This is a genomic window from Acidovorax carolinensis (assembly GCF_002157145.1).
GTDB lineage: Bacteria > Pseudomonadota > Gammaproteobacteria > Burkholderiales > Burkholderiaceae_C > Acidovorax > Acidovorax carolinensis.
In genome coordinates this window covers 3,929,603-3,944,404 of the sequence record NZ_CP021361.1, presented here as the reverse complement: position 1 = coordinate 3,944,404, position 14,802 = coordinate 3,929,603, and the positions used below count along the sequence as shown (strand labels likewise).

At 66.0% G+C, this 14,802-nt stretch carries 14 protein-coding genes and 1 pseudogene; 11 read left to right on the top strand and 4 right to left on the bottom strand.

Translation table 11 applies throughout. The annotated features are described in order from the left end of the window. Nucleotides 1–68: 68 nt before the first annotated feature. The 3 genes and pseudogenes from CBP34_RS18550 to CBP34_RS18540 all read right to left on the bottom strand — a co-directional run bounded on the left by CBP34_RS18550 (nucleotide 69) and on the right by CBP34_RS18540 (nucleotide 2,310). A complete protein-coding gene (locus CBP34_RS18550) occupies nucleotides 69–743 on the bottom strand; it encodes an SPOR domain-containing protein (RefSeq protein ID WP_094098882.1) in 675 nt (224 codons plus the stop codon). A gap of 12 nt (nucleotides 744–755) precedes the next feature. Beyond that, nucleotides 756–1,693, bottom strand: a pseudogene (locus CBP34_RS18545) (biotin--[acetyl-CoA-carboxylase] ligase). Further along, on the bottom strand, nucleotides 1,693–2,310 hold the full coding sequence (locus CBP34_RS18540; RefSeq protein WP_094098881.1) for an SET domain-containing protein: 618 nt from the start codon (nucleotides 2,308–2,310) through the stop codon (nucleotides 1,693–1,695). Before CBP34_RS18540 ends, CBP34_RS18545 begins: the two are co-directional and overlap by 1 nt. 127 nt (nucleotides 2,311–2,437) lie before the next feature. Between CBP34_RS18540 and CBP34_RS18535 the strand changes: the two genes are divergently transcribed. The 4 genes from CBP34_RS18535 (at nucleotide 2,438) to CBP34_RS18520 (ending at nucleotide 9,147) form a co-directional block, all read left to right on the top strand. Next, nucleotides 2,438–5,356, top strand: a complete 2,919-nt coding sequence (locus tag CBP34_RS18535) for a DNA topoisomerase III (RefSeq protein WP_094099266.1) — start codon at nucleotides 2,438–2,440, stop codon at nucleotides 5,354–5,356. Nucleotides 5,357–5,485: 129 nt separating this feature from the next. Next, nucleotides 5,486–6,256, top strand: a complete 771-nt coding sequence (locus tag CBP34_RS18530; RefSeq protein WP_094098880.1) for a tyrosine-protein phosphatase — start codon at nucleotides 5,486–5,488, stop codon at nucleotides 6,254–6,256. A gap of 63 nt (nucleotides 6,257–6,319) precedes the next feature. Further along, a complete protein-coding gene (locus CBP34_RS18525) occupies nucleotides 6,320–7,081 on the top strand; it encodes a 3-oxoacyl-ACP reductase (RefSeq protein ID WP_094098879.1) in 762 nt (253 codons plus the stop codon). Nucleotides 7,082–7,299: 218 nt separating this feature from the next. Continuing rightward, nucleotides 7,300–9,147 (top strand): DEAD/DEAH box helicase, encoded by a 1,848-nt coding sequence (locus tag CBP34_RS18520; protein ID WP_208616351.1) that lies wholly within the window; start codon nucleotides 7,300–7,302, stop codon nucleotides 9,145–9,147. A 159-nt stretch (nucleotides 9,148–9,306) separates the two neighbouring features. Here the strand turns inward: CBP34_RS18520 and CBP34_RS18515 are convergent, their stop codons facing one another. Beyond that, on the bottom strand, nucleotides 9,307–9,882 hold the full coding sequence (locus tag CBP34_RS18515; protein WP_094098877.1) for a flavin reductase family protein: 576 nt from the start codon (nucleotides 9,880–9,882) through the stop codon (nucleotides 9,307–9,309). 154 nt (nucleotides 9,883–10,036) lie between these two features. Between CBP34_RS18515 and CBP34_RS18510 the strand changes: the two genes are divergently transcribed. The 7 genes from CBP34_RS18510 (at nucleotide 10,037) to CBP34_RS18480 (ending at nucleotide 14,731) form a co-directional block, all read left to right on the top strand. After that, nucleotides 10,037–10,417: a VOC family protein gene (locus CBP34_RS18510; protein WP_094098876.1), complete on the top strand. Its 381-nt coding sequence runs from the start codon at nucleotides 10,037–10,039 to the stop codon at nucleotides 10,415–10,417. 229 nt (nucleotides 10,418–10,646) lie between these two features. Continuing rightward, on the top strand, nucleotides 10,647–11,264 hold the full coding sequence (locus CBP34_RS18505) for a class I SAM-dependent methyltransferase (protein WP_094098875.1): 618 nt from the start codon (nucleotides 10,647–10,649) through the stop codon (nucleotides 11,262–11,264). Next, nucleotides 11,261–12,037 (top strand): tRNA-uridine aminocarboxypropyltransferase, encoded by a 777-nt coding sequence (locus CBP34_RS18500; protein ID WP_208616350.1) that lies wholly within the window; start codon nucleotides 11,261–11,263, stop codon nucleotides 12,035–12,037. The genes CBP34_RS18505 and CBP34_RS18500 overlap by 4 nt, the downstream gene beginning before the upstream one ends. A gap of 70 nt (nucleotides 12,038–12,107) precedes the next feature. Beyond that, a complete protein-coding gene (locus CBP34_RS18495; protein ID WP_094098874.1) occupies nucleotides 12,108–12,986 on the top strand; it encodes a PA4780 family RIO1-like protein kinase in 879 nt (292 codons plus the stop codon). A gap of 108 nt (nucleotides 12,987–13,094) precedes the next feature. Beyond that, the gene (locus tag CBP34_RS18490) at nucleotides 13,095–13,346 is read left to right on the top strand and encodes a hypothetical protein (RefSeq protein WP_086914250.1); all 252 of its coding nucleotides are present in this window, start codon (nucleotides 13,095–13,097) and stop codon (nucleotides 13,344–13,346) included. A 209-nt stretch (nucleotides 13,347–13,555) separates the two neighbouring features. Further along, complete coding sequence (locus CBP34_RS18485) at nucleotides 13,556–14,131, top strand: DUF1439 domain-containing protein (protein ID WP_094098873.1); 576 nt, start codon at nucleotides 13,556–13,558, stop codon at nucleotides 14,129–14,131. Between the two features lie 168 nt (nucleotides 14,132–14,299). Continuing rightward, nucleotides 14,300–14,731: a VOC family protein gene (locus CBP34_RS18480; RefSeq protein WP_094098872.1), complete on the top strand. Its 432-nt coding sequence runs from the start codon at nucleotides 14,300–14,302 to the stop codon at nucleotides 14,729–14,731. The last annotated feature ends 71 nt before the right edge of the window (nucleotides 14,732–14,802 follow it).

Genomic DNA, 14,802 nt, shown 5'->3' with positions numbered 1-14,802 from the left:
TTGCTATAAAAACTGGAGCGTATTGCGCTTATACATCAAGCGCTGCAGCTGATTTTGCCTCCGTTGCTTCAGGGGCAGGTGCGCAGTTCCTTGTCGCCCAGGGCGGGGCGCAGCAGCGCTTGGGCCTGCGCGCGCGTGGCGCTGTCCAGGGCCGGCAGGCGCAGCGTGAAACCCTGGGTCTCGGCGCGCTCCACCACCACCTTGGCGGTGCGCACGCCCTGGCTGCTCAGTGTGGTCAGCGCCCGCTGGGCTGCTTCTTCGGTGGCAAAGCGGCCCAGCGAGAGGCCGGGCTCCAGCGCCGGGTTGTTGGGGCGGTCATAGGGCACGTTGCGCGTGCGCAGCTCGGCGCGCTTCTTGGCAAGTGCCTCGTCGTCAGCAAAGCGGCCCATGTACACCATCCAGCGCCCCGGAATGGCGGTGGATTGCAGGCTCCAGCTGCCTTGTGGCAGGGCGGCCGCGGCGGTGCGCACGGCGTCGGCCTGGCGCGGCTCCAGCAGTCCGGCCTGCAGGCACACCGTGCCGGATGATGGCGCGGCCAACGCCTCGTTGGCGGCGGCGGGCGCCACCGGCGCGATGTCGCGGGCCGGCAGAATGCGCAGCGTCTCGGGGCGGATCTGCTGCGCCAGGCGGTGCGGCTCGGACTGTTCAACTGGCGCCAGCCCCCACGAGCGCAGCCAGCCTTGCGACCACGCGTAATAGCCGGCATTGGCCAGCAGCAGGGCGATGACGGCAAGGCGCAGCATGGGGCAGGTCTTTCAGTGGGGGGGCGTGGCCGCGGGCCGCACGCTGATTTCAGAACTGGTGATGGCCTGCATGCCCTGCGCGGTGTGCACCAGTAGCGCGCCATCGTCGGCCACGCCATGGGCCGTGCCGGTCTGCCCGTCGCTCAGCGTCACCACGCGTCCCTGCAGCACGTCGCGCGTGGCAAAGCGCGCCTGCATGGGGGCAAAACCATAGCCTTCGAATGCCTGCAGCATGGACACCAGCGCGGGCACGATGCGCAGCAGGGCTGTGGGCGCATCCAGGCCGGGTTCCACGTCCTGCAGGCTGCCGGGCGGCAGGCTCATGCCCTCGGCGCTGCGCGGCAGCACGTTGATGCCGATGCCCACCACCACGTAGCGTGCGGTGCGGGCTCCGGCCGGTGCAGCGGCCGCCTGGGGCGCCACAAAACTCGCCGTCTCCACCAGGATGCCACCCAGTTTGCGATCGCCGTTCGCGCCGCCCAGCCACAGGTCGTTGGGCCACTTCAAACCAATCCGGGCCGCCTTATCGTTACCCACGGCGGGCAGCTCGGGCTGCAAGCTTTCGGCCACGCTCACTCCCACGGCCAGCGACAGGCCCGACCAGTCGGCAGGCGCCAGCGGCAGGCCCAGGGACATCATGAGGGATGGCATAGCCCCCACGCTTGCCGCTTCGTGTGCGGCGCTGCCCCCCAAGGGGGCCTTCGCAGCTTGGGCGGCCCGGCGCTGCTCCCGTCCACACCGCTTTGCCACACGCGCCCCAGCCGCCCGCGCCCTGCCGTCTGCTGCTCGGCCACCAGCAAGGTGGGATCGCACCGGCCCGCGCGCGCGCGGCGCATGAGTTCGGTGTTGGTGGAGTCGATGCTGGGCAGCACCTCGACCGTGAAGCCGGGCAGCAGCGGGGCCACCGCCTCCCAGATGGCCTCGGCGGGCCAGCGAACGGGCTGCTGCATCACTGTGGGCGGTTGCGGCGGGGCTTGGGCGCCACAGGCTGGGCAGTCGCCTTGGATTTCTTGTTTTGCCTGGCCTTTTGGGGCGCAGCATCCCGGGCCTTGGACGGTGGCAGCGGCACGGGCGGCGCCCAGCCGCGCTTGGGCGCCAGCAGCGTGCCCCGGCAGTTCTTGCTGCCGCACCAGCAGGGGTATTCGGCCTTGAGCTTCTTGGTGTAGCGCTCTTCGATGATCAGGCCGTAGTCGTAGTTCAGCTCTTCGCCCGCCTTGATGTTACGCAGCGCCGTGATGAAAATGCGGCCGTCCCGCTCGTCGGCGTAGCAGTTGGGGTTGCAGCTGTGGTTGATCCAGCGCGAGGAATTGCCGCCGAACTTTGCGTCGATCACACGGTCTTCATCCACATGGAAGTAGAACGTGTGGTTGGGTTGCAGGGGGTCGTGCGGGTGGCGGTCCTGCGCTTCCTGCCAGCCGATCACTTCGCCCGTGTATTCGACAAGGACTTCGCCTTCCGCAATATCCTGCACGGCAAACACGCCCTTGCCATGCACGCCCGAGCGCCGGGTCTGGATGCGGCGGCCCGGGGCAACGGTAGGGGCGGCGGGCGATGCAAAGCGGGGCATGGCAAAAACTCTGTTAACTTGATGGTGCACACATGTGTGTGCGTGCGCGTGTATGCGCGTGAGACCCGAATTGTAGAAGCGCCCGGGCCGGACCCGGGCAACCAGAATGACTGGCGAGAGCCCCCAAATGACCAAGACCCTGGTAATTGCAGAAAAACCCTCTGTCGCGCAAGACATCGTGCGCGCACTGACCCCCGTGGCCGGCAAGTTCGACAAGCACGACGACCACTTCGAGAACGACCGCTATGTAGTCACCAGCGCCGTCGGCCACCTGGTGGAAATCCAGGCGCCCGAAGAGTTTGACGTGAAGCGCGGCAAGTGGAGCTTTGCCCACCTGCCCGTGATCCCGCCGTACTTTGACTTGAAGCCCGTGGACAAGACCAAGAGCCGCCTGAACGCGGTGGTCAAGCAGGCCAAGCGCAAGGATGTGACCGAACTCATCAACGCCTGCGACGCGGGCCGCGAGGGCGAGCTGATCTTTCGCCTGATCGAGCAGTACGCGGGCGGCGCCAAACCCCTGGGCAAGCCCGTCAAGCGCCTGTGGCTGCAGTCCATGACACCGCAGGCCATTCGCGACGGCTTTGACGCGCTGCGCACCGAGCAGCAGATGGCGGGCCTGGCCAGTGCAGCCCGCAGCCGATCCGAGGCCGACTGGCTGGTGGGCATCAACGGCACGCGCGCCATGACGGCGTTCAACTCGCGCGATGGCGGGTTCTTTCTGACCACCGTGGGCCGGGTGCAGACGCCCACGCTGTCGCTGGTGGTGGAGCGTGAAGAAAAGATCCGCAAGTTCATCAGCCGCGACTACTGGGAAATCCACGCTACCTTTGGCGCCGAAGCGGGCGAGTACCCCGCCAAGTGGTTCGATCCGAAGTGGAAGAAAAGCGAAGACGCAGAAGCCCGCGCGGACCGCGTGTGGTCGGCCGCCGAAGCCCAGGCCATTGCCAACGCCGTGCGCGGCAAGCAGGCCACGGTCACCGAAGAGAGCAAGCCCACCACGCAGGCCTCGCCCCTGCTGTTCGATTTGACCAGCCTGCAGCGCGAGGCCAACGGCAAGTTCGGCTTCTCGGCCAAGACCACGCTGGCGCTGGCGCAAAGCCTGTACGAGCGCCACAAGGCCCTGACCTACCCGCGTACCGACTCGCGCGCGCTGCCCGAGGACTATCTGCCCGTGGCCAAGCAGACCTTCGAAATGCTGGCCGACAGCGGCATGCGGCACCTGGCGCCGCACGCGCTCACGGCGCTGAACAACAACTACGTGCGCCCGTCCAAGCGCATCTTTGACAACAGCAAGGTGAGCGATCACTTTGCCATCATCCCCACGCTGCAGGCGCCGAGTGGCCTCTCTGAAGCCGAGCAGAAGCTGTACGACCTGGTCGTGCGCCGCTTCATGGCCGTGTTCTTCCCGAGTGCCGAATACACGGTGACCACGCGCATTTCGACCGTCGCACCGCACAGCTTCAAGACCGAGGGCAAGGTGCTGGTCAAGCCTGGCTGGCTGGCCATCTACGGCAAGGAAGCCGCCGATGAAGTGGAAGGCGGCAAAGAGGGCGACAAGGGCCAGAACCTGGTGCCCGTGAAACCCGGTGAGATGGTCAACACCCTGGCCGCCGACCCCAAGGGCCTCAAGACCAAGCCGCCCGCCCGCTACTCCGAAGCCACGCTGCTGGGCGCCATGGAAAGCGCGGGCAAGCAGATCGACGACGAAGAACTGCGCAGCGCGATGCAGGAAAAAGGCCTGGGCACGCCAGCCACGCGCGCGGCCATCATCGAAGGCCTGCTGACCGAAAAATACATGCTGCGCGAAGGCCGCGAGATCATCCCCACGGCCAAGGCCTTCCAGCTCATGACGCTGCTGCGCGGGCTGGAGGTGGAAGAACTTTGCCGCGCCGACCTCACGGGCGAATGGGAGTTCAAGCTCTCGCAGATGGAAAAGGGTCTGCTCTCGCGCGAAGCGTTCATGCAGCAGATCGCCGCCATGACCGAGCGCATGGTGAAAAAGGCCAAGGAATACGACCGCGACACCATCCCCGGCGACTACGCCACGCTCGAATCCCCATGCCCCAACTGCGGCGGCGTGGTGAAAGAGAACTACCGCCGCTTTGCCTGCGTGGGCAAGCCGGGCGCCGAAGGCTGCGGTTTCAGCTTCGGCAAGTCGCCCGCCGGCCGCACGTTCGAGACGGCCGAGGCCAACGCCCTGCTGCGCGACAAGAAGATCGGCCCGCTGGAAGGCTTCCGCTCCAAGGCGGGCTGGCCGTTCACGTCCGAAATCGTCATCAAGTACGACGACGAGGCGCACAACTACAAGCTCGAATTCGACTTTGGCGACGACAAGAAGGGCGAAGAGTCCGGTGAGATCGTGGAGTTTGAAGACGCATCGCTGGGCGCCTGCCCCATCTGCGGCTCAGAAGTGCATGAGCATGGCAGCAACTACGTGTGCAGCAAGGCCGTGCCCACCGCCGCCCAGCCCACGCCCAGCTGCACGTTCAAGAGCGGCAAGATCATCCTGCAGCAGCCCGTGGAGCGCGAGCAGATGACCAAGCTGCTGGCCACCGGCAAGACCGATCTGCTCGACAAGTTCGTCAGCATGCGCACCCGCCGCGCCTTCAAGGCCCACCTGGCGTGGGACAAGGAGGCAGCCAAGGTCAACTTCGAGTTTGCGCCATCCAAGTTCCCGCCGCGCCCCGGTGCTGCTGCAAAAACAGGAGCTGCTAGCGCAAGCAGGACAAGCGCTGCAGCCAAAAAAGCCGCAAAACCTGCCGCCACCAAAAAGGCCCCTGCCACCAAGACGGCCGCCGCCAAGACCCCCCGCAAGGCCGCTGCCGGCAAGGCGCCCAGCGCCGCACTGGCTGCCGTGATCGGCGCCGAGCCCGTGGCCCGGCCCGAGGCTGTCAAGAAGATGTGGGAATACATCAAGGCCCACAACCTGCAAGACCCCAAGGACAAGCGCACCATCGTCGCCGACGACAAGCTGCGCGCCGTGTTCGGCAAGGACAGCGCAGGCATGTTCGAGCTGGCGGGCATCCTGGGCAATCACCTGGGCTGACCGGCACGCGGGTGGTGGTGGCAGGGGGGTAGCGGGCCCAGGGCACCCGCGTGACAGGGCCTGTCACCCGCATGGGCTAAGCTGGGTCATCGCGTGTCCACACGCTTTGCCTAGCTCAACGCCCCTGCCATGCCACTGCAGCAACACCACACGCCATCCACCGGTCCTTCCCGCTCCCTGCCCTTTGCGGGCGTCACCAACTTCCGCGACCTGGGCGGCTACACCGGCCACGGCGGGCAGCAGGTGAAATGGCGGCGGCTCTTTCGCTCCGACCACCTGGCGGGCCTCACCGCGCAAGACCAGGCCCTGCTGGCCGATCTGGGCGTGACCCGCACGGTGGACTTCCGCGGCCAGGCCGAAAGCGCGGCCCATGCCTACCAGCTGCCCGGCGTGGCCTACCATCCGCTGGCCATCGAGCCCACCGTGGTGCAGCGCGCACTCGACCTGCAACGCACCGGCCGCCAGCTCACCGCGCAAGACGCCGTGGCGCTGATGCAGGAAACCTACCGGGGCTTTGTGCACGACAACGCCCCGCGCTTTGCCGAGCTGTTTCGCCTGCTGCTGGCCAGCGACGCGCCCACCGTGTTCCACTGCACCGCCGGCAAGGACCGCACGGGCTTTGCCGCCGCCCTCATCCTGCTGGCCCTGGGCGTGCCGCGCGATGTGGTCATGCACGACTACCTGCTCACCAATGCGCTCTACCAACGCCCGCCGGGCATGGGCAGTCAAGCCCCCGAGGAAGTGCTCCGCGTGCTGTGGCGCGTGCAGGAAGAGTTTCTGGATGCGGCGCTGCATACGGTGGACAACGACTATGGCGGCGTGCAGACGTATCTGGTGGACGTGCTGGGCGTGGATGCGGCGGCGCAGAAAGAGCTGGCGGGGCGGTATCTGCAGCCCTGACGCTCCGCGCACCAGGCGCCTTTGCGGCCACAATCGGCGCCTGCATCCATCTGAGGAATCGACATGCTGATAGCGGAACAATGGGTTTTGGTGACCGGCGGCGCGCGCGGTCTGGGTCAGGCCATCACACGGGCGCTGGCGCGCGAAGGCGCGGGCGTGGTCATCAACTACCACCGCAGCGACCAGGCCGCCGCCGCGCTGGCCGAAGAACTGGGCCCGCGCGCCATCGCGCTGCAGGCCGATGTGACCGATACCGTCGCCGTGCACCAGCTGTTTGCGCAGGCCCATGAGCGCACCGGCCAGGCCATCAGCAGCGTGGTGAACAACGCACTGGTGGGCTTTCGGTTCGACGGCGACGCCCGCCCGCAGATTGGCGACATTGCATGGCAGCGCTTCAACCAGCAGATCGAAGGCGCCGTGAAGGGTGCGCTCAACACCTTGCAGGCCGCACTGCCCGGCATGCGCGCACAGGGCTTCGGCCGCATCGTGAACGTGGGCACCAACCTGTTCCAGAACCCGGTGGTGCCTTACCACGACTACACCGCCGCCAAGGCCGCGCTACTGTCGCTCACCCGCACGGCGGCCAACGACCTGGGGCCGCACGGCATCACGGTGAACATGGTGTCGGGCGGCCTGCTGCGCAGCACCGACGCCAGCAGCGCCACGCCCGAGGCCGTGTTCGAACTCATCGCCAGCCTGACCCCGCTGCGCCGCGTGACCACGCCGGCCGAGTTTGCCGACGCCGTGCTGTTCTTCCTCTCGCCCTGGTCGCGTGCTGTGACCGGGCAGAACCTGATCGTGGATGGCGGGCTGGTCAAGGGCTGAGTGTGCGCAATGATTTAAAACTAATAGCTGCTCGCGCTTTATTCATAAGGACTGCAGCCCTTTTGTATCGTTCTGCGGGCGGTCTTTTCAGTCGCCCCGCTGCTGCAGTGCTTTGAGGCCGCTTTGACCCTCCACGGGTTGCGCCTTGTCGCCACACCCCCTACAGTGCATTAACAACTGCACACATCAACGGGCAAACAGGGGAGGCAACAGGTGGCATGGCGACATTGATACCAGCATTGGGCGCATGTGTTTCGCGCATGACAAGCGGAGAGCGGCGCCTGGCAGAGCGTCTGGAGCACAAGCTCGACGACGACTACCTGCTCTGGTATGACGTGCCCGTGGGTCCCCAGCAACTGCATCCCGACTTTATCGTGCTGCACCCCAGCCGGGGCCTCTTGATTCTGGAAGTCAAAGACTTCCGCCTGAGCACCATCGTGCAGGCTGACAAAGACGAGTGGACTATTCTGGACAACGCCAGCGGCGGGCCCAAGCACATCCAATCCCCTTTCGCCCAAGCGCGCAATTACGCCCACGCCGTGCTCGGCGCCCTGCGCGCCGACAAGCGCCTGGTGCACCCCGATGGCCGCCGCCAGGGCGAGGTGGTTTTTGCGTGGAGCTACGGCGTGGTGTTGCCCAACATCACGCGCAGGCAGTTCACCGATGCGCAGCTGGACAAAGCCATCGCCGCCCACCGCGTGATCTGCAGCGACGAGATGACCGAGAGCGTGGACGCGGAGGTTTTCCAGAGCCGCCTGTGGGAAATGTTTCCCTACGAGCGCTACCAGACGCTCACCTTGCCGCAAATCGACCGGGTGCGCTGGATCCTCTTTCCGCAGGTGCGCATCCCCGATCAGGCCAGCCTGTTTGACGAGGCCGACATGCAGGCCGAAGTGCCCGACATGCTGCGCGTGATGGACCTGCAGCAAGAGCAACTGGCCCGCAGCCTGGGTGACGGCCACCGCGTCATCCACGGCGTGGCGGGTTCGGGCAAAACCATGATCCTCGGCTACCGCGCCGAATACCTGGCCCGCGCCACGGCTGCAGGCAAGCCCGTGCTGGTGCTTTGCTACAACGAGCCCCTGGCCGTGAAGCTGGCCGCCACCTTGGCCGCCAAGGGCCTGGGTGAGCGCGTGCACTGCGTGCACTTTCACAAATGGGCCCGTGCCCAGCTCGTGGCTTACGGCCAGGGCCTGCCCGCCAACAACCTGCCGCAAGAAGCCTTCTTTGCCGACATGGTGCAGCGCGTCATCACCGGCGTGGAGCGCGGCCATATCCCCACGCGTCAATACCTCGCCGTGCTCATCGACGAAGGCCACGACTTTGCGCCCGAGTGGCTCAAGCTCGTCACGCAAATGGTGGACCCCACCACCAACACCCTGCTGGTTCTGTACGACGACGCGCAGAGCATCTACGACCGGGGCCGCAAGAAGAACTTCAGCTTCAAAAGCGTGGGCATCCAGGCCCAGGGCCGCACCACCATCCTCAAGATCAATTACCGCAACACGCGGCAGATTCTGCAAACCGCCAACGCCATCGCGGGCGATTTGCTCACGGCCGAAGATCGGGATGACGACGGCATTCCTCTCGTTAAACCTGTTAGTTGCGGCCGCGATGGCCCCGAGCCCATCATCATCAATTTGCTGACTCTGCCCGAACAGGCTGCCAAGATTGCGGAGCTATTGCAGGGCGCCCACGCCGATGGCTTTGCTTGGGGCGACATGGCCGTGCTGTGCCGCGACGCCAAAACCCGCGACCTGTGTGCCAGCACACTGGCCAAGCGCGGCCTGCCCGTGCAAAACCGCCTCGGCGTGGGCGACTACGACCCGCTGGCTAACAGCGTGAAGGTCATGACCATGAAGGTCAGCAAGGGGCTGGAGTTTCCGGTGGTGGCGATATCGGGGGTGGGGGCGCTGGATCCTGCCCACGGGGCGGGAAAGTGCGCAGAGGCGCTCTCGCACGCCGAACTGCAGGCGCGCAGGGAGGCTGCGCGGGTGCTTTATGTGGCGGCTACCAGGGCGACACAGAGGTTGGCTTTGGTTTCTGATCGCCTAGTTTGCTGGTAATTTTTCTTTTCCATCTTGACCTCAATGCCCGGTGTCGCACTTCGGAATTGAGGTCGCCTTGCCTCGTATCTATTTCTCATCCGCACTTCATCGATTTCCGTCCAAGCCGGTTTGGATCGATACGGCTCAAAGCCCGAGCCGTATTAATCAAAATGCGGCTCACACCCGCACCGAAGCCCCCGTCGCATAAAACTGCCCACCCGCCACGTAATGCAAGGTGCGCAGTTCGTCCGGGGCGGTGTCGAACTCCCAGTGCCCGTTGCGGAACACACGCTCGTCGGCCCAGGCGGCTACCACTTCGCCGATGAAGAGGTCGTAGGCCTGCTGATTGTGCGGCTCGGGAATGACGCGGCATACCAGCCAGGCGGCGCAGCCATGCACCAGCGGGGTGCTGGGGTGGCCGGGGGCTTCAAACAACGCCACCCCGTGGCGTTGCAGTTTGTCAGGCACGGTCTTGGCGCTGTCGGTGCCGACGGCTACCGTCATCGCAGCCTGTGTCACGGTGGGCAGCTGCAAGGCGAAGCAGCCGCTGGCTTCCACCAGTTCGCGTGTGCGCGTGGCCTTGTCGAGCACCACCGTGACCTTGGGCGGGGCAAAGTCCAGCGCGCAGACCCAGGCGGCTGACATGACGTTGTCCACGCCGCCATGGCTGGCGGACACCAGCACCGTGGGGCCGTGGTTGAGCAGGCGGTAGGCTTTGTCGAGCAGAACGGGGGTGAAATGGGTGGGTTGCATGGCGTGGATTTTGGCGGCGTGGCGGTCTTTTGGAGTGCCATGGGTACGTGGAGCTACGTGCTGCGGTTGGACTGGATGGTCAGGCGCCGGGCATCGCACGTAACATGCGCAGCAACTTATTTCACCCGATGCCGGGTTTCAACGGAGGATGCCAATGTTCAGTCATGTGATGGTGGGTGTGAACGATCTGGAAATGTCGAAGCGGTTCTACGACGCGCTGCTTGGCACCTTGGGCATTGCGCCCGGCCTGGCCAACAAGAACCGCTATTTCTACCGCAGCGCGGGCGGCACGTTCGCCATCTCCACGCCGATCAATGGCGAGCCGGCCTGCCACGGCAATGGCAGCACCATCGGCTTTACCGCACAGTCGCCTGAGCAGGCAGCCGCCTGGCATGCGGCGGGCGTGGCCCATGGCGGCACCACTTGCGAAGACCCACCGGGCTTTCGCGAAGGCCCCGGCGGCCCGCTGTACCTGGCGTATCTGCGCGACCCGGACGGCAACAAGCTCTGCGTGCTGCACCGCCCTGCCAAGTAGGCCTGCGACAACCGCGCTCGCAACGGCACCTTGTGCCATGGCCTATGCCAGGCCTGCACGGTGATGCAATATTCATAGCTGCTTGCGCAGGCGACATAAGCGCTGAAGCCCTAAAACACTCCAATTGCGCAGCCGCCCACGCCGCAACGGCACCTGCGCCATACTTGCCCGCCACTGTCCCTCACGCGCGCTGTTGCCGTGGACGGTGTTGCCAGCCTGAGGAGGGCGAGTGAAATCTGCAAGTGATACCTGGTTCGATGAGGCCTACTACCAGCGCTACTACTTCGACAAGAAAACCAGCGTGATAGACCCCGAGCACGCCGAGCGGCTGGGCGCCTTTGTGTGCAGCTACCTGCAGTACCTGCGCGTGCCAGTGAAGCGGGTGCTCGATGTGGGCTGTGGCATTGGCCTGTGGCGTGCAGCGGTGGCCAGGCATTTCCCCGATGCCAGCTACCACGGCGTGGAGCTCAGCGACTACCTGTGCGGGCGCTTTGGCTGGGAGCGCGGTTCGGTGGTGGACTACCAGGCCCATGACCCGGCCGAGCCGTTCGACCTGGTGATCTGCCAGGGCGTGCTGCCCTACCTGAACCCGTCCGACCTGAAACTGGCCTTGCGCAACCTGGGCCGGTTGAGCCGGGGCGCGCTGTATGTCGAGGCCGTCACGCGCGAGGACTATGAGCGCGACATCCTCGACGAAGACCTGACCGACCCGCGACTGTTTCGCCACCGGGCCGAGCTGTACCGGCGCGGCCTGCAAGAGGGCTTTACCGAGCTGGGCGGCGGCCTGTGGCTGAGCCGCCAGTCCGAGGTGCCGCTGTTTGAGCTCGAATGCACGGGCGGCCGATGACCATGGCCGCAGCGCCCGTGATTCCCCATGCCGTCTCGCGCCAGCGCACCGAGCGCCTGGCGCGCAGTTCCAAGCCCTTTCTGGCGCGTGGTGGCCCGCGCGGCGAGCGCTGCGCGGGCTGCCGCCTGCTGCCCAGCCACTGCCTGTGCGCGCTGCGCCCGACCGTGCCCACCCGCGCGGGTGTGTGTTTGCTGATGGGCGATGTTGAGGCGCTCAAGCCCAGCAACACCGGCTGGCTGATCGCCGATGTGGTGGCCGACACCTTTGCCTTTGGCTGGGCGCGCACCTCGGTGCACCCGGATCTGCTGGCCCTGCTGGCCGACCCGCAGTGGCAGCCGGTGGTGGTGTTCCCGGGTGATGATGTGGCGCCCGAGCGGGTGCTGACCGACCTTGCCTGCAACGCGGGCCCCGATGCCCCGCAGGGCGCCGGTGGCGGCAAGCGCCCGCTGTTTGTGCTGCTCGATGGCACCTGGCCCGAGGCGCGCCGCATGTTTCGCAAAAGCCCTTATCTGGATCGCCTGCCCGTGCTCACCCTGCAGCCGGGGCAACGCTCGCGCTACCGCCTGCGCCATGCGCTGCACGACGACCACCTGTGCACCTCCGAGGTGGCCGCCCTGTGCCTTGAACTGGCGGGCGAAACGCGCGCGGCGCAGACGCTGGAGGCTTACCTTGACGTGTTCACCCACCACTATCTGCAGGCCAAAAACCAGCTGCCGGTGGATGAGAACGACGCGCTGCACCAGCGCCTGCGCGATCTGAGCGCGCTGGCCTGAGCCACTTACCACCCGGCACCAGCATCCTGTGCCGCGCCATGGGATTGCGCACCGGGCGCAAAATGCACCGATGAAAGCACCCCCCCGCCTGCAATCCCTCATTGAGGAAGGCCTCATCGACACCGTGGTTCGGCAACTCATGAGCGGCAAGGAAGCCATGGTCTTCGTGGTGCGCTGTGGCGATGAAACCCGCTGCGCCAAGATCTACAAAGAGGCCAACAACCGCAGCTTCCGCCAAGCGGTGGACTACACCGAAAACCGCAAAGTCAAGAATTCACGCTCGGCCCGCGCGATGGCCAAGGGCAGCAAGTTCGGCCGGCAAGAGCAAGAGGCCGCCTGGCAAAGCGCCGAGGTCGATGCGCTCTACCGCCTGGCTGCCGCAGGCGTGCGCGTGCCGCAGCCCTACAACTTTCACGACGGCGTATTGCTGATGGAGCTGGTAACCGATGCGAACGGCGACGCGGCCCCGCGCCTGAACGATGTAAGTTTTACGCCCGAAGACGCCCGCACCCACCACGCCACGCTGGTGGCCGAGGTGGTGCGCATGCTGTGTGCGGGCGTGGTGCATGGCGATCTGTCGGAGTTCAACATCCTGCTGGCGCACCTGCCCGGCGCTGAGGGTGAAGAGGGCCACGATGGCCCCGTCATCATCGACCTGCCCCAGGCCGTGGACGCGGCGGGCAACAACCACGCCCAGCGCATGCTGCTGCGCGACGTGGGCAATCTGCGCGACTTTTTCGGCCAGTTCGCCCCCGAGCTGCGCAGCACGCAATACGGCCCCGAGATCTGGAGCCTGTACCAGAGCGGGCTGCTGAGCAACGAGACCCCGCTTACCGGCATCTATGCGCCCGCACATGCCGATGTGGACATGCAGGCCGTGCTGCGCGAAATCGACGATGCGCGCGACGAAGACGCGGCGCGCAGGCTGCGCATGGCCACCACTGCCTGAGCGGAGCCCGCACGCAACCCTTTCTGTGCAGGCGATGGCGCCATTGCTTTACAGTAGCCGCCCCGCAGCATGCAAACCAACCCACCAGCCGATGATGGCTGCTTCCCCATGACCAAAGACCTGGCCCGACAGAACGAACTCAAACCCATGGCGCTGTGCGAGCCCTGCCAGGGCATCCAGCGCAACTGGCGCAAGGCGCCCGGCCATGCTGAACTGGTGCAACGTGGCAACCGCCAGGAGGACCGCGAACAGGGCCCGGTCACCATCACCCGCTATGTGTGCGACCGCTGTGGCACGGCCTGGGAATACGAAAACGACAAGACCAACCAGAAGGCCGGCTGGTCGGTGGTGGGCCGTTGAATTGCTATTGAGTTCATAGCTTCTGGCGCTTTCTGGATAAGCGCTGGAGGCCAAAACAGCTCAATTTTTTTGCTGCTAACGCGTGGAAGTCTGCCCATCTTCCCCAGCGTGCGCGGATGGCGCGCTGCAGTCGACACCACACCCCCCCCACCGCAGCCGGGGCACCTTTTCCCCGCATCCGTGTCCCACCTCCCTACCAGGAGAAACCCATGCTGCATCGCCGACGATTTCTGAGCACTGCCACCTGCGGCCTTTTGGCAGGGGGTGGCGCGGCGTTGCTGGTGGGCCGCGGCGCGCAGGCCCAGCCCAGTTACACCGTGCCGCTGGCGCAATTGCAGGAGATGGTGGCCCAGAAGTTTCCGCGCAGCGTGCCGGTGCAGGGGCTGCTTGACCTTACGGTGCAGGCGCCACGCCTGCGCCTGCTGCCCGAGGTGAACCGCCTGGGCGCAGCCATGGCGGTGGACGCCGCGGGACCGGCACTGCGGCGCAGCCACGCGGGCATGTTCGATGTGGAGTTTGCGCTGCGCTACGAGGCCAGCGACCGCACGTTGCGGGCGCACCAGCTCAAGCTGGGGCGGCTGGAGTTCCCTACCCTTCGCCCCGCCGTCACGGAAATCCTCAACGCCTATGGCCCGATGCTGGCCGAGCAATCGCTGCGCGAAGTCACGCTGCACCAGCTGCGCCCGCAGGACACGGCCGTGTTCGACGGCCTGGGCCTGCAGCCGGGGCCCATCACGGTCACCGCCAAGGGATTGACGGTAGCGTTTGTGGCCAAGCAGCCCTGAGCAACGCGGTCACAGTCCGCGCTACACCCTGTCCAGAAACCGCTGATCCAGCGAGGGGCGTGGCATCCGGGCGGCACTCAGGCGGCAGGGTTGTTGCGGGTGGTTACGGTCATGCAAAGCGGAATGGGGACACTTCCCTTTTCATCCGTCCACCGCAAGGAGACCGCCATGAAAGTCGAGCCCTATCTGTTTTTTGAAGGCCGCTGCGAAGAGGCGCTGGATTTTTACCGCCGCGCCTTGGGCGCTGAGGTGACGGCACTGATGCGTTACAAGGACAACCCCGAGCCCGCCGCCGGCCAAGGCTGTGCGGCAGAGGGGGCGAGCACCGGGCCCAAGCCCGAGATGGTGATGCACGCCGTTTTCCGCGTGGGCGAGACGCAGCTCATGGCGTCCGATAGCCTGGGCTCGGGCAAGCCCCATTTCCAGGGTGTCTCACTGTCGTTGAATCCCGCCACTGAGGCCGAGGCGCAGCGCCTCTTCAGCGCGCTGGCCGAGGGCGGCACGGTGCAGATGCCTCTGGGCAGGACATTCTTCTCGCCCGCCTTTGGCATGGTGGCCGACCGTTTCGGCCTGTCGTGGATGGTGGTGGTGGCGTCATGACGGGCACCATGCCCGGTGGCATGGATGTGCGCATGCGGAGGATGCGGGACTTCAACCCCGAGAAGCGGGCG